Origin of the sequence: Mycetocola manganoxydans, from assembly GCF_003667545.1 — a bacterium.
Classification (GTDB): Bacteria; Actinomycetota; Actinomycetes; order Actinomycetales; family Microbacteriaceae; genus Mycetocola_A; species Mycetocola_A manganoxydans.
On sequence record NZ_RCUV01000009.1, the window covers coordinates 1 to 20,224 of the forward strand.

18 protein-coding genes and 1 tRNA gene are annotated in these 20,224 nt (G+C 64.6%); 4 read left to right on the plus strand and 15 right to left on the minus strand.

Annotation, left to right across the window (positions count from 1 at the left end; genetic code table 11):
- Positions 1-491: HNH endonuclease signature motif containing protein (locus D9V29_RS09265; RefSeq protein ID WP_147436249.1), on the plus strand; the 491-nt coding region annotated here is incomplete at its 5' end.
- Between the two features lie 121 nt (positions 492-612).
- Complete coding sequence (locus D9V29_RS09270) at positions 613-2,400, plus strand: glycoside hydrolase family 15 protein (protein ID WP_121673050.1); 1,788 nt, start codon at positions 613-615, stop codon at positions 2,398-2,400.
- 15 nt (positions 2,401-2,415) lie between these two features.
- Here D9V29_RS09270 and D9V29_RS09275 read toward each other — a convergent pair whose 3' ends face one another.
- The 6 genes from D9V29_RS09275 to D9V29_RS09300 all read right to left on the minus strand — a co-directional run bounded on the left by D9V29_RS09275 (position 2,416) and on the right by D9V29_RS09300 (position 9,376).
- Entirely contained in the window at positions 2,416-3,423 is a 1,008-nt protein-coding gene (locus D9V29_RS09275; protein WP_121673051.1) for a DUF418 domain-containing protein, read from the minus strand.
- Positions 3,424-3,444: 21 nt separating this feature from the next.
- Entirely contained in the window at positions 3,445-5,133 is a 1,689-nt protein-coding gene (locus D9V29_RS09280; protein ID WP_121673188.1) for an ABC transporter ATP-binding protein, read from the minus strand.
- Positions 5,133-6,182: an ABC transporter permease gene (locus D9V29_RS09285; protein WP_121673052.1), complete on the minus strand. Its 1,050-nt coding sequence runs from the start codon at positions 6,180-6,182 to the stop codon at positions 5,133-5,135. Before D9V29_RS09285 ends, D9V29_RS09280 begins: the two co-directional genes overlap by 1 nt.
- Before the next feature lie 2 nt (positions 6,183-6,184).
- Positions 6,185-7,198: an ABC transporter permease gene (locus D9V29_RS09290; protein ID WP_229790518.1), complete on the minus strand. Its 1,014-nt coding sequence runs from the start codon at positions 7,196-7,198 to the stop codon at positions 6,185-6,187.
- A 182-nt stretch (positions 7,199-7,380) separates the two neighbouring features.
- Positions 7,381-9,012, minus strand: coding sequence for an ABC transporter substrate-binding protein (locus D9V29_RS09295; RefSeq protein ID WP_121673053.1), 1,632 nt, complete (start codon positions 9,010-9,012; stop codon positions 7,381-7,383).
- Positions 9,013-9,303: 291 nt separating this feature from the next.
- Positions 9,304-9,376 (minus strand) — tRNA-Glu (locus tag D9V29_RS09300).
- Between the two features lie 175 nt (positions 9,377-9,551).
- Here D9V29_RS09300 and D9V29_RS09305 point away from each other — a divergent pair.
- Complete coding sequence (locus tag D9V29_RS09305) at positions 9,552-10,190, plus strand: MBL fold metallo-hydrolase (protein WP_121673054.1); 639 nt, start codon at positions 9,552-9,554, stop codon at positions 10,188-10,190.
- Here D9V29_RS09305 and D9V29_RS09310 read toward each other — a convergent pair.
- From D9V29_RS09310 to D9V29_RS09345, 9 genes are all read right to left on the minus strand, one after another.
- On the minus strand, positions 10,187-11,911 hold the full coding sequence (locus D9V29_RS09310) for a sensor histidine kinase (RefSeq protein ID WP_121673055.1): 1,725 nt from the start codon (positions 11,909-11,911) through the stop codon (positions 10,187-10,189). The genes D9V29_RS09305 and D9V29_RS09310 overlap by 4 nt on opposite strands.
- On the minus strand, positions 11,908-12,303 hold the full coding sequence (locus D9V29_RS09315; RefSeq protein WP_121673056.1) for a response regulator: 396 nt from the start codon (positions 12,301-12,303) through the stop codon (positions 11,908-11,910). The genes D9V29_RS09310 and D9V29_RS09315 overlap by 4 nt, the downstream gene beginning before the upstream one ends.
- The gene (locus D9V29_RS09320) at positions 12,296-12,664 is read right to left on the minus strand and encodes a response regulator (protein WP_121673057.1); all 369 of its coding nucleotides are present in this window, start codon (positions 12,662-12,664) and stop codon (positions 12,296-12,298) included. Before D9V29_RS09320 ends, D9V29_RS09315 begins: the two co-directional genes overlap by 8 nt.
- The gene (locus D9V29_RS14930; RefSeq protein WP_183084970.1) at positions 12,661-12,831 is read right to left on the minus strand and encodes a hypothetical protein; all 171 of its coding nucleotides are present in this window, start codon (positions 12,829-12,831) and stop codon (positions 12,661-12,663) included. The genes D9V29_RS09320 and D9V29_RS14930 overlap by 4 nt, the downstream gene beginning before the upstream one ends.
- Positions 12,828-14,303 (minus strand): glycosyltransferase family 2 protein, encoded by a 1,476-nt coding sequence (locus D9V29_RS09325; protein WP_121673190.1) that lies wholly within the window; start codon positions 14,301-14,303, stop codon positions 12,828-12,830. The genes D9V29_RS14930 and D9V29_RS09325 overlap by 4 nt, the downstream gene beginning before the upstream one ends.
- 20 nt (positions 14,304-14,323) lie before the next feature.
- The gene (locus tag D9V29_RS09330) at positions 14,324-15,052 is read right to left on the minus strand and encodes a PHP domain-containing protein (RefSeq protein WP_121673058.1); all 729 of its coding nucleotides are present in this window, start codon (positions 15,050-15,052) and stop codon (positions 14,324-14,326) included.
- Positions 15,049-16,047: an ATP-grasp domain-containing protein gene (locus D9V29_RS09335; protein ID WP_121673059.1), complete on the minus strand. Its 999-nt coding sequence runs from the start codon at positions 16,045-16,047 to the stop codon at positions 15,049-15,051. The genes D9V29_RS09330 and D9V29_RS09335 overlap by 4 nt, the downstream gene beginning before the upstream one ends.
- Entirely contained in the window at positions 16,044-17,120 is a 1,077-nt protein-coding gene (locus tag D9V29_RS09340) for a response regulator (protein ID WP_121673060.1), read from the minus strand. The genes D9V29_RS09335 and D9V29_RS09340 overlap by 4 nt, the downstream gene beginning before the upstream one ends.
- Positions 17,121-17,184: 64 nt before the next feature.
- Positions 17,185-17,736, minus strand: coding sequence for a M23 family metallopeptidase (locus D9V29_RS09345; protein WP_121673061.1), 552 nt, complete (start codon positions 17,734-17,736; stop codon positions 17,185-17,187).
- A 235-nt stretch (positions 17,737-17,971) separates the two neighbouring features.
- Here D9V29_RS09345 and treS point away from each other — a divergent pair, with 235 nt between their 5' ends.
- On the plus strand, positions 17,972-20,224 hold the full coding sequence (treS, locus tag D9V29_RS09350) for a maltose alpha-D-glucosyltransferase (RefSeq protein ID WP_229790514.1): 2,253 nt from the start codon (positions 17,972-17,974) through the stop codon (positions 20,222-20,224).

The following is a 20,224-nucleotide window of genomic DNA, read 5'->3' on the forward strand; positions in this document are numbered from 1 at the left end:
CCCGCTCCACCGACACCCCCACCGTCTCCGGCGCCTCCCCCACCGTCATCGTCCGCGTCGACGCCGACGTCCTCGAACGAGAACACGGCACCGGGCAGATCGTCGGAATCCCCGACCCGATCCCCTCCTCCGCGATCAAACAACTCCTCTGCGACAGCAGCACCATCCCCGTCTACCTCAAACCCGACGGTGGTATCGCCGCGATCGGCACCGAGAAACGCACCTTCAACCGCACCCAACGCGCCGGAATGATCGCCCGTGACGGACCTACCTGCGCCCTCCCCAACTGCAACATCCCCGCCACCGCCTGCGAAGCCCACCACATCGAGGAGTACCACACCGGCGGCCCCACCCACGTCGACAACGGCATCCTGCTCTGCTGGTTCCACCACCACATGGTCGACACCAACATCTTCACCATCACCACCACCACCGGAAAACCCGTCATCACCGCCCCCGACTGGCTCACCCACCGCCCCTACTTCCACTGACACCACGGAGCAGAGAAACAACACCCAGCCGGCGACATCCATCGACCCGTCCTGAGCGCGAACGGACAAATTTCACGGTCTCGAGGTCGCGCCGACGCACCGTAGTGGCACACTGACTTCTATGGCGGTTCCGATCGAGGACTATGCACTGATCAGTGATTGCTACACGGCTGCACTCGTTGCGAAGAGCGGAAGCATCGACTGGCTCTGCATGCCGCGTTACGACTCCCCCTCGATGTTCGGTGCGCTCCTCGGCACCGAGGACAACGGACGCTGGCTCCTCGCGCCAGCAGAGGATGGTGCGACAGCGACGCGCCGGTACGACGGCGATTCGTTCACCCTCGTCACCACCTGGACGACGCCGACCGGAGTCGTCGACGTCGTCGATGTGATGCCGCGCAGCGACCATCGAGCCGACGTGATCCGCCGTGTCCGCTGTCTTCACGGCACGGTCACCATGCGGCAGCAACTCCGGGTTCGGTTCGGATACTCGACGGCGATGCCGTGGGTCCGCAAACTGCACGAAGGGAACGGGACGGCCCTCCTCGCGGTCGCCGGCCCCGACGCGGTGATCATCCGGGGTCCCGAGCTATTCGCCGCCGACCACGAGCACGCGGGAACCTTCGACGTGATCGACGGCGAGACGGTCGACATCACGATGACGTGGTTCCCGTCACACCGGGAGCCTCCTCCCCCGTCGCGAGTCGACGACCAGGTCGCCCTCACGGCAGACTGGTGGCGTAACTGGGCGTCGATCCTCGAGCAACACGGTGCATACGCCGACGAGGTCGCCCGGTCACTGCTCATCATGCGGGCGCTGACTCATGAGGAGACCGGTGGGATCGTGGCTGCCGCGACGACGTCCCTGCCGGAGGACTTCGGTGGAAGCCGCAACTGGGACTACCGATACGTCTGGCTCAGGGACGCTTCGCTCACGGTCACGGCGCTCGTCTCCTGCGGGATCACCGAGGGCGTCGACCGCTGGAGGCTCTGGCTGCTCCGGGCGATCGCCGGCGACCCGAAGGACGTGCAGATCATGTACGGGCTCGGTGGCGAGCGCGACCTGCTCGAGCGTGAACTGCCCCATCTTCCCGGATATGACGGTGCTGCACCCGTGCGAATCGGCAACGGAGCCGCTCTCCAGTTCCAGTCCGATGTGATCGGTGAAGTGATGGTCGCCCTGCACGACGCCCGGGTCGCCGGCGTACCGGAAACCCCCTACTCCTGGGCTCTGCAACGTGCCCTCGTCAGCTTTATGGAGACGCATTGGCAGGCTCCGGATCAGGGCATCTGGGAGATCCGGGGAGAACCGCAGCGTTTCACCCATTCCCGCGTCATGATGTGGGCGGCTTTCGACCGGGCGATCGCGGCGGTCACCGAGTTCGGGCTCGAAGGACCCGTCGATCGGTGGATCGAGTTACGCGCGCTCATTCGCGAGGAGATCGAGTCGGAGGGCTACGACCCGGCGCGCAACAGCTACACCCAGTACTACGGAACGACGGAGGTCGACGCCTCGCTCCTGCAACTGGTCGACGTCGGTTACTGCCGGGCAGACGACCCGCGGATGCTCGGGACCGTCGCCGCGATCGAAAGCGACCTCCTACGCGACGGATTGCTCCTGCGCTACCGCACGCAGACGGGGGTGGATGGCTTACCGGGCGACGAGCATCCGTTCCTCGCGTGTTCGTTCTGGCTGGTGTGCCAGTACGCACGAACGGGCAGACTCGTCGAGGCCCGGGCGCTGATGGACCGGCTGGTCGGATTCGCCAACGACGTCGGGCTGCTCTCGGAGGAGTACGACGTCACGATCGGGCGCCAGGCGGGCAACACCCCACAAGCGTTCTCCCATCTTGCTCTCGTCCTCGCCGCGAAGGCGATCCGCGCCGGAGAATCGGGGGCTTACGGCTGAACGACTCTTCACACGTCAGCGCCGCCCTGCCGCGAGGGCCAACACCCTCTCGAGTGGCCCACGACCGGCAACAGCGCGCCACACACTCGCACCGACGAGGGAGGCGACGGTGAGCCCGATCAGGAGCGGCCAGCCGGGGTAGCCCGGTCCTCCGGAGTCACGGGCACCCGCCGCCATGGCGAGCACGACGATTTGGGCCGTGTAGACCGTCAGGGCAAGCGCGCCGGCCGACCCGACCGGCCACAGCACGGTTCGAACCACTCCCGCGAACGGGCCTTCGGACGTTATGAGCAGGAGAAAACCAAGGAGAGCAAGCGCGAGTCCCCCCGACCCGAGGATTTCGGCTGTCGATCCGGAATGAGCCGTCGCCGTGACGCCGATGATCAGTGCTGCGCCGCCGTACCCTGCACCCGCCGCAGTGGCGCCGCCGGCCAGCAACCAGATCTGGGTTCGACGACGGTTCAGGCCTGACCGGGCGGCGATCAGTCCGGCAAGAAGCAGCGGCATCCAGACCAGGGCGGGATAGGACCCGGTGAGCAGATACTCGCGAAGCACCTCGGGGACGGATGCCGGCGCCCGCTCGCCCGCATCGACCGCGTCTGCAAGCACAGGAGCACCGAACAGCACGAGGACCGCAACACCCGCCAGTACCGCGCGAGAGGCGAACAGCAGCGGGAGCACGAGAAGAAACATGACCGCGTAGTAATCGAGAATGATCGCGATCTCGCTCCCGAGTGTCCAGAGGAGGAGCCCGAGGAGAAAGACGAAGAGTGCTCGGATCAGCACCACCTGAACGATCCGGCCACGTGAACCTCGCGCGGGCGGATCGGAGCCCCCGGAGAGCAATCCCAGTGAGACGCCGGCCAGAGTCGCGAACAGGATCGACGACCGTCCGTCGACGAGGAGCTCACTTTCATCGGCTCGCGGCATCGCGTGCGCAGCGAACATGCCGAGGATTGCGAGCCCGCGAGCGATATCGACGGCATCGATCCGGCCGGGAGTGTCGATTCCCCGGCCGGACATGACGTTATCCCGAGATTCCGGTCAGGCGGGCAGGTCGGAAGATCGCAGGTCCGCGAGAACCCGTCGGCGTTCGGCCTGGGCGATCGGGTCCGGCACGGGGAGGGATGCCAGCAGTCGCTGGGTGTATGGATCTTTCGGTGCGCCGAGCACTTCAGCACCCGTTCCTTCTTCGATCAGTCTGCCGCGATACAGCACGGCGATCCGGTCCGACAGGATGTCGACGACGGCGAGGTCGTGACTGATGAAGAGGGCAGCGAACCCGAGTTCCTCCTGCAGCTCGGCGAAGAGCTCGAGCACTCGCGCCTGAACGGAGACATCGAGTGCGGATGTGGGCTCGTCCGCGATGAGCAGCGTCGGGTCGAGCGCGAGGGCACGGGCGAGGCTCGCACGCTGACGCTGGCCGCCGCTCAGTTCGTGCGGATACCGGGCGCCGTACGCCTTCGGCAATTGCACCGCCTCGAGGAGCTCACCGACGCGGGTCGACACCGCCCGCTGGTCGAGATCCCTCCGGTGTACGCGGAGCGGTTCAGCGACACATTCCGCGATCGTCAGCAGCGGGTTGAAGCTTGACGCCGGATCCTGGAAGACGAAGCCGATCGAACTGCGCAGAGGGCGGAACTTCCGCTCCCGGACACCGTTCATCTCCGTTCCCAGAACCGTCAGGGATCCGCCTGTGACCGGAGTGAGTCCCGCGATGGCCCGACCGATGGTTGTTTTTCCGGAGCCGGATTCGCCGACGAGCCCGACGACTTCACCAGGGGCGATGTCGAAGCTGACGCCGTCGACAGCGACGAAACCGGGGCGTCCCAACCTCCCGGGGTACTCGATGCGCAGGTCACGTGCCCGCACGACAGGCATTGCTGCGCGGTCGATGGGCGCTTTGCGCTCGGTCGCTTCGATCCGGGAGCCGATCCTCGGCACGGCGGCGAGGAGCTTTTTCGTGTACTCGTTCTGCGGGTTTGTGAACAGGGTGAGGGCATCCGCTTCTTCGACCACCTTGCCCTGGTACATCACCGCGACCCGGTCGGCGAGGTCGGCGACGACACCCATGTTGTGGGTGATGAGCACGATCGACGCGCCGAACTCGTCACGGCAGCGCCGAAGCAGATCGAGAATTTCGGCCTGCACGGTGACGTCGAGCGCTGTCGTCGGTTCGTCCGCGACGATGAGGCCGGGGTCGAGGACGAGGGCCATGGCGATGACGACGCGCTGCTTCTGCCCACCCGAGAACTGGTGCGGGTAATAGTCGACCCGGCTTTCGGGATCCGGGATCCCGACCTTCGTCAGGATTTCGACGGCCCGAGCCCGGCCGGCCTTGCGGCTGAGCTTCGGATCGTGAGCGCGAAGACCCTCCGCGATCTGCCAGCCGACCGTGTAGACGGGGTTGAGCGCGGTCGACGGCTCCTGGAACACCATTGAGACGTCAGCCCCGCGGATGCGACGAAGGTCCTCTTTCGACACGGAGACGACGTCGTTCTCGCTGGCGCCGTCCTTGCTCCGGAGCACGATGGCACCAGCGCGGGTGGCGGTTTCGGGAAGCAGGCCGAGGATCGATTTCGCGGTGACGGTCTTACCGCTTCCTGACTCGCCCACGATGGCGAGGACTTCGCCCGGTGCGACCGAGAGGCTGACCTTGTCGACAGCCTTCACGGAGCCGGCATCCGTCGCGAACGACACATCGAGGTCACGGATCTGCAGAACGTCGCTCATCATCGTCCTTCGTTCTCGAGGCCGGCGAGTCCGCCTGGGCCTGCGGTCAGGGTACCGCCGGGAACGACGGATGTCTCGGCGACGGTTCCCGAGGCGGCGCTCACGGCACGACGGCCGCGCAGTCGCGGATCGGCGAGGTCGTTGAGGCTCTCGCCGACGAGCGTGACACCGAGCACGGTCAGGACGATGGCCAGCCCGGGCGGGATCGACGTCCACCAGATGCCACTGGACACATCGGAGAGCGCCTTGTTGAGGTCGATCCCCCATTCTGCCGCCGAGGTCGGCTCGATGCCGAACCCGAGGAACCCGAGCCCGGCGAGGGTGAGGATCGCTTCGGAAGCGTTGAGCGTGAAGATGAGCGGAAGTGTCCTGGTCGCGTTTCGCAGGACGTGGCGGAACATGATCCGCACGTTGCTCGTGCCGACCACCTTGGCACTCTCGACGTAAGCCTCGGACTTGATCCGGACCGTCTCGGCTCGGATGACGCGGAAGTACTGCGGAATGAACACGACCGTGATGGAGATTGCCGCCGCGAAGATTCCGCCCCACAGGCTCGACTGTCCGCCGGAGATGGCGATCGACATGACGATGGCGAGGAGAAGCGTCGGGAATGCGTAGATCGCGTCGCAGATGACAACAAGGATGCGGTCGAGCCAGCCGCCGAAATATCCGGAGACCAGACCGAGCGCCACGCCGGCGAAGATCGACAGCAGCACGGCGACGACGATCACGCTGAGACCGGTCTGCGCGCCCCAGATCACGCGGGAGAGCACGTCATAACCGCCGACGGTGGTTCCGAGGAGGTGTTCGGCGCTCGGCGGTCGTTGTGCGCCGAACGAACCGTCGTCGTCACGCAGCTGGCTGAACCCGTACGGGGCGAGCAGCGGCGCGAAGAGCGCGGTCAGCACGAAGATGGACGTGAGGACGAGTCCGGCGACCAGCATCCCGCGCTGGATGCCGACGCTCTGCGAGAGGTGGTGCACGACGGGAAGACGGCGCCAGAGGCTCCGGCGGCTCGAGCCGGTTGCGGTGGTCTGTGGAGTTGCCATGATCAGTACCTCACTCGCGGGTCGATGATCGCCGCGATGACATCGACGATGAAGTTGGTCAGGGCGACGATGACGGCGAGGAGCACGACAATGCCCTGGACCGCGACGAAGTCACGAGCCTGCAGGTACTCGGTCAGCTGGAACCCGAGCCCCTTCCACTCGAAGGTCGTCTCCGTCAGGACGGCTCCGCCGAGGAGGAGGGCGATCTGGAGCCCGATGACCGTGATGATGGGGATGAGGGCGGGGCGGTACGCGTGCTTGGTGACGAGACGGAACTCGCTCACGCCGCGCGACCGTCCGGCATCCACGTAATCGGTCGACAGCGTACCGATGACGTTCGTGCGCACGAGGCGCAGGAAGATACCCGCGGTCAGCAGGCCGAGCGTGAGACCGGGCAGGATCGCGTGCGCGAGCACGTCACCGAGGATGCCGGGATCTCCGATGCGGAGGGCATCCCAGAGGTAGATGCCGGTCTTGCCCTCGAGCAGTTGCATTTCGAGTTCGGTGTTCGTCGTTCCTCTGCCGGAAACCGGGAGAACCTTGAGCCAGACGGAGAAGACGAGCTTGAGCAACATGCCGGCGAAGAACACCGGGGTCGCGTAGAAGAGAATCGCAACGATGCGGAGGACAGCATCCGGCGCCTTGTCGCGGAAGTATGCAGCGACCATACCGAGCGGGATGCCGACGATGAACGCCACGATGAGCGCGTAGAACGCGAGCTCGAGTGTCGCCGCACCGTAGGTGAACAGCACCTCGATGACAGGTCGGTTGTCGCTCAGGGTCGTGCCGAAGTCGCCCGTGAATACCTGGCCGATGTACTCGAGGTATTGCACGAAGATCGGCCGGTCATATCCGGCTGCGGTGATGCGCTCAGCGAGTTGATCGGCGGTGAGCCGGTCGCCCAGGGCTGCGGTGATCGGGTCGCCGGTCGTCCGCATGAGGATGAAGACGAGGGTGACGAGGATGAAAACCGTCGGGATGATGAGCAGGAACCGCACAACGAGGTAGCGCCACAAGCTGCTACCCGGTGCCTTACGCCTGCGTGGGGACGCCGGCGCCGAAGCGGGGTGGCCGCTTTCGTCGGATGCCGGGATGGTGAGAGTACTCAGCGGTCGACCTGCCAATCACAAAAGGGTGTGCAGGGCGACCGGGTTCGGTCGCCCTGCACAGGGAGCCGGAGATGATCTCCGGCGGCGGTTTACTTGCTCAGCGGTGCGTAGCGGAACTTGAACGACGCATCGAGGGTGACTCCCTCGACGTCGGATCCGGACACGGCAACCTGTGAGCCCTGAAGGTACGGAACGGTCGAGAGGTCAGCGGCCACCTTCGCCTGGATCTCCTCGAACATGCTCGCGCGCTCGTCCGGGTCGACGGTCGTCGCCTGCTCGAGGATGAGGTCGTTCACTTCCTGGTTGTTGTAGTGGTTCGCGAGGAAGTTCTCGATCTGGAAGAACGGCGTGAGGTAGTTGTCACCGTCGGAATAGTCCGGGAACCAACCCAGCTGGTATGCCGGGTAGACGTCACTCGAGCGGTCCTCCGAGTACTGAACCCACTCGGTGGTCTGCAGGTTCACCGTGAACAGGCCTGAGGCCTCGAGCTGCGACTTGATCAGCGCGTACTCGTCACCCGAGGACGGGCCGTAGTGGTCGTTCGAGTACTGCAGGTTGAGAACGACTGGTTCCGTGATTCCCGCTGCCTCGAGCCGCTCTGCAGCCTTGTCCTCTGACGGAGCTCCGTCGCCGTCGCCGTAGAGGTCCTTGAGCACGGTCGTTGCTCCGGTCAGGCCTTCAGGCATGAACGAGTAGAGCGGCGTGTATGTGCCCTTGTAGACCTCTTCCGCGATCTCGTTGCGGTCGATGAGGTCAGCGACGGCCTGGCGGACGGCGAGCGCCTTGGCCGGGTCGGCCTCTGGCGTCGACGCACCGAACGGCTGCGTGTTGAAGTTGAAGACGATGTAGCGGATCTCTCCGCCGGGACCCTGGTGGACCGTGACGTCGTCGTTGCTCTCGAGGTCAGCGGTGTCGGTGGCGCTGAGGCTGCGGAACGCCACGTCGATGTCGCCCTCCTGCACGGCGAGCTTGAGGTTCGACGATTCCGCGTAGTACTTGACGTTGACGGTCTCGGTCTCAGCCTCACCGAGCAGACCCTGGTAATCAGGGTTCGCCTTGTACGAGATGAGGTTGTTGAAGTCGTAGCTCGCGATCGTGTACTGGCCGGCGAATGCTTCACCGTCGACGATTTCGTCATCGGGAGTGAGGGAATCTGCGGAGAAGACTTCCTCGTCGACGATCGGGCCGGCCGGGCTCGAGAGGATCTGAGCGAAGACCTGGTCGTTCTCCTGCTTGAGCTTGAAGACGACGGTGAGTTCGTCCGGGGCCTCGACGCTGTCGAGGTTGTAGAGCAGCGACGCGGGACCGTTGACGTCGTTGATGGCGAGCTGGCGGTCGAACGAGAACTTGACGTCGGACGACGTGAGTTCGTTGCCGTTCGCCCAGGTCAGCCCTTCCTTGAGGGTCACCGTGTACTCGGACGGCGTCGTGAACTCAGCAGACTCCGCGATGTCGGGTTCGACGTCCGGGCTGCCGTACGGGGTGTTCATGAGGAACGGGAATACCTGGTTCATCACCGCGAAAGAGCCGTTGTCGTACGAACCAGCGGGGTCAAGGGTGGTGACCTTGTCTGTTGTTCCGATCGTGATCGACTTCGCCGCGCCGTCGCCGGAGGAATTGCTTCCCGACGTTCCGGCACAACCTGAGAGCGCCAGCGCTGTGACGGCGAACGCTGCTGTCGCTGTTGCGACGCGTTTGCCGGTGGTGGATGCGGATGCCATATCCGTCTCCCCTTCTCTGAGATGTGTGTGGACACGCGACCGAGCAGACAGTGGTCTGCAACATCGCAGTGCTTGGTGTGTTCCTTTACTAGCACAGGCAAATGCAGCAGGTGTGCCCGTATGGGCAATGCCACGCCGGATTTACGCATTCGCAACATTACGCCGAAGAAGCTGCGACGGATGCCGCTCGGCGTCGAATTGAGCACCCCGAGATTGCACCAGGAGCACGAGCGAGCATTTAAATACGAAACCCTCGCAACAGAGTGCCTGTTACGAGGGTTTTGTCGGTTGTGACCCCAACGGGATTTGAACCCGTGCTGCCGCCGTGAGAGGGCGGTGTCCTAGGCCGCTAAACGATGGGGCCGGAAACAACGAGTTCGAGTATGACACACGAATTCGCATCGAACAAATTGGCACGATGACAGTTCTCGTACAGGCAGAAGACGGTCCGAGAAGCCCCGGGAGGTGCCGCATCCTCCCCAATGTCAAGTCGGGCGCGTCCGCTTGAAAGCCAGCGTGTGAGGGTATTAGCTCAACCTATGCGACTGACAAAGCTCGAACACGCTGCCCTGCTTCTCGAAGACTCCGGACGGAAGCTCTTCATCGATCCGGGATCCTTCACGACGGCGATCACCGAGGGTGCACAATGCGTCGCGATTGTGATCACTCACGAGCATCCGGACCATTGGACGCCCGAGCAGATCGACCGCATCCTCAGCAAGAGCCCCGATGCCAGGATTTTTGGGCCAGCGGGCGTGGCCGCAGCGGCCAGCAACCTGCCCATCGAGGTCGTCAAGGCCGGTGACGAGGTCGAAGTGGGCCCGTTCACCCTTCGGTTCTTCGGAGAGAAGCACAACGTCATCCACGAATCGATTCCCGTCGTCGACAACGTCGGCGTGCTCGTGAACGGAACGCTGTTCTACGGCGGTGACTCGTACACGGTGCCGGAGGATGTCGACGTCGACGTCCACGCGGTTCCTGCCGGTGCTCCCTGGCTGAAGATCGGCGACGTGATGGACTACGTTCTCGAGGTCAAGCCCAAGCGGTCCTTCCCCACGCACGAGATGACTCTCGCGAAAGCCGGCAAGGACATGTCGAACACGCGCATCAAATGGGCCACCGAGCAGAACGACGGCGAATTCTTCCCACTGATGCCGGGTGACTCCCTCGACATCTAGCCGACGGCGACCGTCGCATCCTGAGGCAACCGGAGTGTGAACACTGTTCCCTCCCCCTCGACGCTCGCGACATCGAGTTCGCCGCCGTGCGCGCGAACGATCGCCTTTGTGATGACGAGACCGAGGCCGACCCCTGGCACCGCGTTCGCTGTTGCCGTCGAGGCGCGGAAGAAGCGCGTGGCGAGCTTGTCCAGTTCATCCGCCGCTATTCCCATGCCGGTATCCCGAACGGTGATCTCCACCGACTGCGGGAAGACGGACAGTCCGACGTGGACGCTCCCGCCGCGTGGCGTGAACTTGATGGCGTTCGAGACGAGATTGTCCACGGCCTGGCCGAGCCTGCGCCGGTCACCGGGGAACGATGTCGCTTCCGGGGCGATCTCCGCCGCCAGATGGATGCCGTTCGCCTCTGCGACGGGTCGCGCCGAGTCGACAGCGCCCTGGATGAGGTCCTCCGGGGACACCTCCTCGATCGTGAGCGGGAAGCCGCCTGAATCGGCCTGAGCGGTGAAGAGAAGGTCACCGACAAGACCGAGCAGCCGGTGCGCATTCCGTTCGGCCACCCCCAGGTACAACTGCTGCTCGTCGGAGAGGGGCGCGTCCTCGTCGTCCTTCATCAGTTCGAGGTAACCGAGAATCGAGCTCAGCGGGGTGCGGAGCTCGTGCGAAACGAGGCCGACGAATTCGTCCTTGAGCTTCGACACCTCGACCGCGTGGGTGATGTCTGTCGCGACGAAGATGTATCCGGTGGGTGCCCCTGAAGCGTCCAGGCGAGGGCTGACAGCCACCTCGACGGGGAACTGGGTTCCCCCGGAGCGACGGTAGGTCCAGTCGTGGAGTTCCGGAACACCAAGCCGTGCAGACTCGACGAGTGCCGAGAAGCCGGGGTTGAGCACGGTGGCACCGGCCGGGTAGTTCAGTTCGCGCGACCTGTTCTCGAGTTCGTCGTCGAGGTGGAAGTCCAGGATCGACGCTCGCCCGACCACATCGGTCGCGCTGCGCCCCAGCATCGCTTCCGCGCCCGGGTTGAACACATCGATCCGACCGACGAGGTCTGTGCCGATGATGGCCTGTATCGTGACGGCGTCGAGCACGCTCGACGTGAACTGGTTGGCGGTCCGGAGCTCGAACTCGGAGTCACGCAATTCGTCGAGGCTGTCCTCCCGCGCCTGGGCGAGGGACCGGATCGATTCCACCTGCACCCTTCGTTGCCGGGACATCTCGTTGACGATGCCTGCAACGATCGCGAAGACGAAGGGTGCGACGATGCCGCGCAGCCATTCGGTCGCGGTGCTGGGCACTTCGCCGTAGACGATGAACGGCAGCATGATGGCCGCCGCGGTCCCGATCCCGGCGACCAGAATCCATCGCCGACCCTCCTCCGCGGCGATCCAGATGACCGGGAGGATGATGAGCGATGAGAACAGGGATGTCGCTCCTCCCGTCCCAACCCGGAGAAGAGCGATCGCGAACAACGCGGCGAGTGGCACGGAGAGCACCCAGAGGGACGGGGTCCTGGTCTTCGTGAACCACACAGCGAGGATCACCGACCCTGCTGCAACAGCAACGGCCACAACGAACGCGAACAGCTGGGTGATCGGAACGCCCGGGGTGTACAACGCGATGAGAAACGCCACCACGAGGGAGATCGCGGTGGGAGCATGCTTGAGCAAAGGACTTGGCTGGTCGACGCTGATCAGCTTGCCGACGTCGAACCTCACTGGGCCAGTTCCCTGCCGCGAGCGAGCTCAGCGAGCTTGGCGGCGAGAAGCCGTGGGCTGAAGGGCTTGGGCATGAAATCGTTCGCACCGGCGTCCATGCCGGCATCGCGCGAGGCTCCGCTGACGCCCGCAGACAGCAGAAGCACTGGGATGTGTTTGAGGGACGGGTCATTGCGGACCAGTCGGCACACATCAAGGCCGCTCATCCCCGGCATCGAGACATCCAGGACGACCACATCGGGGGCCTCATCGCGGATGAGAATCCAGGCCTGGGTTCCGTCGGTTGCGACCGCCGCCAGTTCGAGACCGGCCTTTCGCACGGCGATCTCCACGAGCATCCGCATGTCGGGGTCGTCGTCGGCGATGACAACGCGAACGGGTGCCTCAGCCATCGTTCCTCCAGTCGGGAAGGCAGCTTTCGAGCACCTGCTCGACGTTCTGTCTGGTGAATGGTTTCGGAAGCACGCCATCGGACTCGGGGAACTCAGCCGGATCGAGCACGCTCGTCACGACGATGGCGCATGCGGGCTGCTCGGCCTTCAGCAGTTCGATGAGCGTGGATCCGTCCATGCCCGGCAGCATGAGGTCGACGACCGCGAGGTCAGGCGCGCTCTCGCGGTAGGCGAGAATCGCCTCTTCAGCGGATTTGGTGAGGACGACAGTGCAGCCTGCGCGTTCGAAGTTTCGCCGGAGCAGGTCCATCTGGTCCAGGTTGTCCTCGACGACGAGAACCCGCGGCGGGGACCCGGTCACGCGAAGAACAGCTCTCGTACGACGACCAGCAGCACGACGAAAGCAATCGCGATCACCGTCTTGGGCACGAGTGCCCGCTCTCCCGCTCGGTTCTCATCGATCTCGGCCTGGAGGAACGCATCCCCCGGATGCCTCGGATCGCCGGCGGGCGGCGTGTGATCGATCATGCGGTGACTCTTCCCGTCTTCTCTGTCTTGTCCCACTTCGCCTCGGCGTGACGGAGTTCCTTGATGTACGAGTCGAAGGTGATTGCGCACAGAAGTGAACCATAACCCACGAGGTAGATGAGAGCTGGCGAGAGCACCCGTCCGACCCTGGTCTTTTCGATCCTTCGCGCCAGCCAGGCACCGAGCATCGACACCGAGATCCAGATGTAGATCGACAGGGTGATCCAGAAGAGACCGGTCTCGGTCAATTGTGCTCCGAAGAGCGACGGCAGCCACTCGAGCAGCAGGCCGGGGAAGAACGCCGTGAGCATCACGAGCATGGAGATGATTCCCGGGAACGTCAGTACTTCACGCCAGGTCTTTCGAGTCAGTTCTCCATCGAGCTGGACAGCCAGGGCGAGAGTGAACGTGAACGTGCAGGCGGCGGTGATCCACAGAGCTCGGAAAAGCACCGTTGCCAGGTCGCTTTGAAGCAACAGGAGCCCGACGAGGCCGATCGACGAAAGAACCATCGCGATCGGGAGCAACCACAGGCTGAACCACACGATGCCGAACGAGATCGTGCCGAGCTTGTGGTCCTTCGATGGGCGGAACCAGATGTTGCGATACCGCGACGTGACGGTGACGTTCCCCCGCGCCCAGCGGAGTCGCTGCTTCCACAGTGCATCGATCGAACCGGGCTCCTCCGCGAGAACGACCGCGAGCGGTTCGAAGACAACCGTGCGTCCCTTGAGTTGGGTTTCGAACGTGGTGATCGTGTCCTCGGCGAGAGACGACGTGTCGATCTGTCCGCCGATGGCGAGAAGATTCTCGCGAGAGTGCAATTGGGCACCGCCGGCGAGACAGGCCTGGGCGCCGAGCACATTCTGGGCACGGCGAGCCGCAGGTTGCGAAAGAACGTACTCGAGGGCGATGAACCGCGTGAGGTAGTTCTTGTCCTTACTTCCCTCGCGAATGTACGCAGATACCGCTCCGACGGCGGGGTCGGCGAGGTGCCGGGTCATCCGTCGCAGGGAGTTCGGGGTGTAGATGACATCAGCATCCATCACAAGGAGCGCCTGCATCCAGTCGTCTTCGAGGACGACGCGGATGCCGTGATTGAGGGTGTGGGCTTTGCCTTCGCCGCCCTTTTCCCTGCGCAGGTGGAACACGTTGCCGGGATACTGTTTTGCCTTGCGACGGACGACGTCGGGTGTGTCATCGGTGCTGGCATCGTCGACGACGTACAGGCGCAATGATTCGAGCGGGTATTCAAGCGCCATCAGTCGGTCGATCGACGCCCCGATCACCGCCCCTTCGTTCCAGGCGGGGATCACGATGGCCACCCGAGGCGTGTACGGTGCCGCCTTGCGGTAGTGGTTGACGACCGCGTGAACGGGGATCGCCAGGAACGTGTATGCGGCGGACACGACGGGGATCGCGCCGGTGCCGACGAAGACGAGAAGAATGACAGCGAGGATGCCGCCGAGCACCGCGAAAAGATCGTCCGCGTTCACGAGATACCCGCGCCCAGAAGAAGCTGCTGAACGCCGCGATAGACGCCGACGTCACCCGCCGTGTGGCTGTCGGTCGATGCGACCAGCTCCGCACCAGCAGCGAGCGCGGCTTTCAGCGCCCGGCTTCCGGGGCAGAGCCACTTCTCGTTCACTTCGATGAGGGTTCCCGTGCGAGCGGCCGCCGAGGCCCACACCGACAGGTGCTCGTCGCTGAGGTCGTCCTCGGAGAGCCCGATCTTCGGCAGGATCGAAAAGCAATGCGCGAGCTGCGCCGATGGTACGGACTCCATCGACGCGACGAGCGCGCCGATGAGGAGGTCAACGGCATCCGTCGCAGCCATGCCTGACTCGATGCGTTCGCGAGTCTCGCGGGGCGACCACGGACCGTCCGTTCCCGGGAACTGGTGGTCCGCAATTAGAACGGCATCGATACCGCCGGCGCCGAAGCGGAGACTCGGTGGTACATCGAGTCGGCCGCTGGCATCGAGGATCTTGACCTCGACGCCGGTGATGACCGTCATCCCGTCCGGCACGGTCAGTTCGCGCGTCGCACGAAGAAAGTCCGGCAGCCATGGCGTGGACTCACGGACGTGATCGACCAGCCGGAGCCGGGTAAGACCTCGCGCGTGGGCCGCAGAGACATTCTCGGCGAGCGTGCTGGCGGCGTCGTCCGAGAACGTCGAGTGGACGTGGTGGTCTCCCTTGAGAAGGCCGGCGGCCGTCACTGGTCGAGCCCGTCGTCGTGCGCAGCGTTCTCGGAGATCAGAATCTCGGAGGTCGGGACGAAGACGTCCTCGAGGTAGCGGACGTTGGCGATCTCGGCGAACTCGATCCGTTCGGGCAGTTCGGTGCCGAGCGCAAGATCGAGCGCCAGCGACGGCATGTCCACACCGGCAGCGATCGTGAGGGGCATGGCGCCGGGGAACCGCGGGTTGACCTCGAGGAGTGCGGGTATCCCGGCACGGTCGAGGCGCAACTGAACGTTGGCGACGCCGGTGAGCCCGATTGCGGCTGCGACGGTCGCTGCCGTCTCTTCGAGCGCTGAATCTCTCACGGTTCGACCGGCGATGGAAACGCCGGAGTCGACGCGGGTCCTGGTTCGCGGGACAGCAGCGAGAACGCGACCGGAGGCATCCGCGAAGACGTCGACGGAGAACTCATCACCGGGCAGGAACTCCTGGATGATGAGCGCTTCGTCGAAACCGGTCGCGACGAGAGCCTCCCGGCTGTCGACGATGCGGACGCCCCGGGATCCCGCACCACGCCGCGGTTTGACGATGACAGGGAAATCCCACGGCTCGGAGGCTCCCTCGGCGGTGAGGAGGTGTGTCGTGGGCACGCGAGCTGCCCCGGTCACACGCTCCGCGAGGAGGTATTTGTCGAGAGTGACGTCAAGCGTCTCGATGGAGGGCGCAGCGAGAACGGCCCCGGCTGCCTTCAGGTCAGCGCGACGAGCCGCGAGGGCCGGAAGCTCCGCGTCGACCGTTGAGAAGACGACGTCGATGGCTTCCGTGCGACACAGGTCGATGATGGCGTCGACGAAGTCCGCTGCGTCACCGCGCGGAACGATTCGGCGGCGGTCGGCGGATACGAGGTACAGGCCGCTTGCCCAGCCGTCCATGTCAGCGGAGAAGAGATCGACGTCAGCGCGCTTGAGCAGTGAACGGAGCACAGCGACTCCGGCCGGTCCCCCTGTCCCGGTTACCAGTACTCGTGTCATCGTTGTGCTCCCTCGTCGTGGCTTGCGTGTTTGACCGCGCGGACCGCGGTTTCGATGTCGCGGTGTGTTACCGCCAGTTCGGTCGCCTCCCGGACGATCTCAAGCGGTTCGCAGTTCTTGCCGGAGCCGTAGCGGCTCCAGTACCTCGCTGTGGCGAGGACGAAATCCGGCTCGAGGTAGTCGCGGATGCCAGCCTGTGACGCAAAGCTCGCCAAAAGCTCCAGTTTGGTCTCGGTGAAACCATCGATCGAGACGAAACGCGTTGGCCGGAAATCGACCGTTGCCGACGGACTCTGGAAGCACGCCACCGTGTTCACCCGCCTGGTGGCGACGAGGGCAGCTGCATGGACGGCGCGATGGTCCTGATGGCGGTCGTGATCGCTGTGGGTGTAAACGATGGTGGGTGTGACCTCAGCCACGACCCGCTCGATGATTCCAACGGTTGGATCCGAGTTGCTGATCGCTGTATCGGGGAGGTCCTCGAGAAAGAGCCGCGCTCCGAGCATCTCCGCGGCAGCGAGGGATTCGTGCTGACGCCCGTCTGCTTCCCCACCGCGCGACCCGCGCGACAGGGTCAGGATTGCGACCGAGTCCCCCGCTGCTCGATGAGCGGCGAGGAGCCCGCCGACGCCGATTTCGACATCGTCGGGGTGAGCGCCGATGGCAAGGACGACGTTGCGGGGTACGGATGCCTGCGCGCGGCGGAACCCCGCAGCCAGCCTTGTCGCCACGCTCACCATTTCGGCGGAGGCGATGGGCTTGGTGAGGAATTCGTCCGCCGCGTTACGCAACGCGGAGACCGCGTAGCTCACCGAGACGTGCGCGGTCATCACGACGACGGGCGTACCCGGCTGCGCGTCACGGACCTCGGCGATGAGGTCGAGGCCGGTCATCCCCGGCATCTCGATGTCGGTGATCACCACGTCCGGGGCGAACTCAACGGTGTTCCGCCTGGCGGTGAGAGGGTCGGACAGCGCCCGGACGTCGAAGCCTTTTCTGGTGAGAATCGTCTGAACATAGAACAGAACGTCCAGGTCGTCTTCGACCACGAGCACCCGATATGCGTTTTCCACAGTCCCCCCTCAGAGCCTGGGGACTACTCTAAGTGCTCGCCGGAACCGATCCGGCATACACACCTCAGAGTGTGATTTTGCGGAGAGCCATGAACGGCTTCGGATCGACGTAGACGCCGCCGACGCGGATCTTGAGATCGAGGTGGCAACCGGTCACCACTCCCGTAGCACCGACCTTGGCGATGACGGCACCGGAGTCGATCTGATCTCCTGCTGCAACAGCGAACGATCCCGTCTGAAGGTGACCATAGATCGACTGGAGTCCTGATCCGTGGTCGATGATGATTCGCTGGCCGAACGAACCGGCGTTCGCGGCCGCGGTCACGCGACCCGCGGAGACGGCCTTGACCGGTGTGCCGCAGGCGGAACCGAAGTCGATTCCATCGTGGAACGAATTCGAGCACCCCACCGGGTTGCAGATGACCTTCCGGGGGCCGTACGGAGATGTGACCTTCGCGGTGACGGGACGCACCCACGCAGCGTCGGCGTCGTGCATATAGTTCCCGGGACTCGTCGCGCCGGATGCTGGGAGCGCTGCGGTGGCGACCATCGCGGGAACGGCGATCGCCAGCACCAGGAGGGAACGGAAAGAAATCCGGCGGGCGCGGGTGGTCATGGTCGGATCCTGTCGGTGGTATGTCAGCGGCAACTCTCAAGTGTTGCACTTCCGGCGAACTCTGGCGACGCCACGTTCGCGGGTCACGGAGAGCCGGTGATACACCACAACCACCGCCGGGCACCACAGTTGCGCTTCCTTTACCGTTCGCTCGCGAATCCGGGGGATACTCGTGCTACCGAGTATGGGACTTTCGACCGCTTCCCGTGCTGATCAACAAGAGGAGCCCGACAGGATGACTGACGAACCGGACATCGAGCCGATCGAAATCACCTACGACGAGGACCGGTACCCGGCACGACCGCGCAAGCTTCGCCCACGCACGAACATGCGCACCAGCAACATCCGCCGGTCATTTTCGGATCCCCGGTCGGCCGACGCCTCCAATCCCTCGTACGTCGAATGGCTCATCCGCCAGTCGATGCTGAGGGACGCAGAAATCCTCGGTCGTGGTCTCTCGGGTCAGCCGAGCATGTGGCGTCACCCCTACGCCCGCCCCGACGCGCGTCGCGCGATCGGCGTGGCATCCGTCTGGTTCACCGCGTACCCGATCTCGCTCATCACAGGCAGCCAGTCCTATCTCGCCGCACTCGGTGACGACGCGCTGTGGGACGCATTCGAGAAGATCGGCATCACGGCGGTTCACACCGGTCCGGTGAAACTGGCCGGAGGAATAACGGGATGGTCCAGCACCGCGAGCGTCGACGGCCACTTCGATCGGATCAGCACCCAGATCGACCCCGCTTTCGGCTCGGACGACGACTTCCGCCAGTTGTCTGACGTCGCAGACAATCACGGCGGCAGCGTCATCGACGACATCGTGCCAGGACACACCGGCAAGGGCGCCGACTTCCGCCTCGCCGAGATGGGCTACAAGGATTACCCGGGGATCTATCACATGATCGAGATCCCGGAGGAGGACTGGCACGAGCTACCGCCGGTCCCCGAGCACCGGGACTCCGTGAACCTGGACGCCGCGACCGAAAAGCGACTCGCCGACCTCGGATACATCATCGGCCAGCTGCAGCGCGTCATCTTCTACTCCCCCGGCACCAAGGAGACCAACTGGAGCGTCACCGCCCCGGTTCTCGGAGCGGACGGCAAGACCCGTCGCTGGGTGTACCTCCACTACTTCAAGCAGGGACAGCCGTCCATCAACTGGCTCGATCCCACGTTCGCGGGCATGCGCCTCGTGATCGGTGACGCCCTGCACTCCCTCGGCGACCTCGGTTCGAGCGCTCTCCGACTCGACGCGAACGGCTTCCTCGGTGTCGAAAAGAGCGCCGAAGGCTCACCCGCGTGGTCGGAAGGTCACCCGCTCTCCGAAGCGGCGAATCACCTCATCGCCGGCATGGTCCGCAAGGTCGGCGGGTTCTCGTTCCAGGAACTCAACCTCACCATGGAGGACATCCGCGACACCGGTCGCGTCGGAGCCGACCTTTCCTACGACTTCATCAACCGGCCCGCCTATCAGCACGCTCTCGCCATGGCTGACACCGAGTTCCTCCGGTTGACCCTGCGCACGTCGCTCTCGACCGGTGTCCAGCCGGTCGGCCTCGTCCACGCCCTGCAGAACCACGACGAACTCACCTACGAGCTCGTGCACTGGGCGACGCTGCACCGCGCCGATCTGTACCCGTTCCGTGATGAGGAGGTCCCCGGCGCACAACTCGCTGAGACCATCCGGGCTGACCTGGTCGAGAAGCTCACGGGTGATGCCGCTGACTACAACCTCGTGTTCACGACCAACGGGATCGCCTGCACCACGGCATCCGTCATCGCCGCGACGCAGGGGCTGACCACTCTCGACGCCATCACCGACGGGCACATCGACGACATCCGCGAGGCGCATTTGCTCCTCGTGATGTTCAACGCGTGGCAGCCGGGCGTTTTCGCTCTCTCCGCCTGGGACCTGCTCGGGATGTTGCCGCTTCCGTCGAGTGAGGTGAGCGAGCTGATCGCCGAGGGTGACACCAGGTGGGTGCACCGCGGAGCGCACGACCTGATGGACGTCGATCCGGATGCCACCATGTCGACGTCCGGGATGCCACGGGGCCGGTCACTCTACGGATCCCTTCCCCAGCAGCTCGAACAGGACGACTCGTTCGCGACCCGGGTGTCGCAGATTCTCAAGATCAGGACCGAGATCGGGCTCGACATCGGTACCCAGCTCGACATCCCTGATGTCGCCCATCCGGGCATGCTTGTGATGGTCCACCGGCTCGACGGGGGCGACGCCACCCTCGAGGATGCCCCGCTCCAGGTCACGGTTCTCAACTTCACCGGTGAGGAGATCGAAGGAACAGTCAGATCTGCCGAGCTCACCCCCCGCCGCACCGTCTACGACGCGGTGACCGGTGAGGAGATCGGACGGGTCGACGACCTCCAGAGCTTCACCGTGAAGCTGGCACCGTACGCGGGGCTCTGCCTCCTCGGGCGAGATTCAGACGATGAGGATCCGTCGACGTCCACTGAGACTGCGGTCTGA

Bases quoted from the DNA above. Each gene is read 5' to 3' on its own strand.
- D9V29_RS09345 (WP_121673061.1), bottom strand. From the start codon at position 17,736: ATGACCACCCGCGCCCGCCGGATTTCTTTCCGTTCCCTCCTGGTGCTG.
- D9V29_RS09335 (WP_121673059.1), bottom strand. From the start codon at position 16,047: ATGACACGAGTACTGGTAACCGGGACAGGGGGACCGGCCGGAGTCGCT.
- D9V29_RS09285 (WP_121673052.1), bottom strand. From the start codon at position 6,182: ATGGCAACTCCACAGACCACCGCAACCGGCTCGAGCCGCCGGAGCCTC.
- D9V29_RS09275 (WP_121673051.1), bottom strand. From the start codon at position 3,423: ATGTCCGGCCGGGGAATCGACACTCCCGGCCGGATCGATGCCGTCGAT.
- D9V29_RS09270 (WP_121673050.1), top strand. From the start codon at position 613: ATGGCGGTTCCGATCGAGGACTATGCACTGATCAGTGATTGCTACACG.
- D9V29_RS09305 (WP_121673054.1), top strand. From the start codon at position 9,552: ATGCGACTGACAAAGCTCGAACACGCTGCCCTGCTTCTCGAAGACTCC.
- treS (WP_229790514.1), top strand. From the start codon at position 17,972: ATGACTGACGAACCGGACATCGAGCCGATCGAAATCACCTACGACGAG.
- D9V29_RS09280 (WP_121673188.1), bottom strand. From the start codon at position 5,133: ATGAGCGACGTTCTGCAGATCCGTGACCTCGATGTGTCGTTCGCGACG.
- D9V29_RS09295 (WP_121673053.1), bottom strand. From the start codon at position 9,012: ATGGCATCCGCATCCACCACCGGCAAACGCGTCGCAACAGCGACAGCA.
- D9V29_RS14930 (WP_183084970.1), bottom strand. From the start codon at position 12,831: ATGATCGATCACACGCCGCCCGCCGGCGATCCGAGGCATCCGGGGGAT.
- D9V29_RS09315 (WP_121673056.1), bottom strand. From the start codon at position 12,303: ATGGCTGAGGCACCCGTTCGCGTTGTCATCGCCGACGACGACCCCGAC.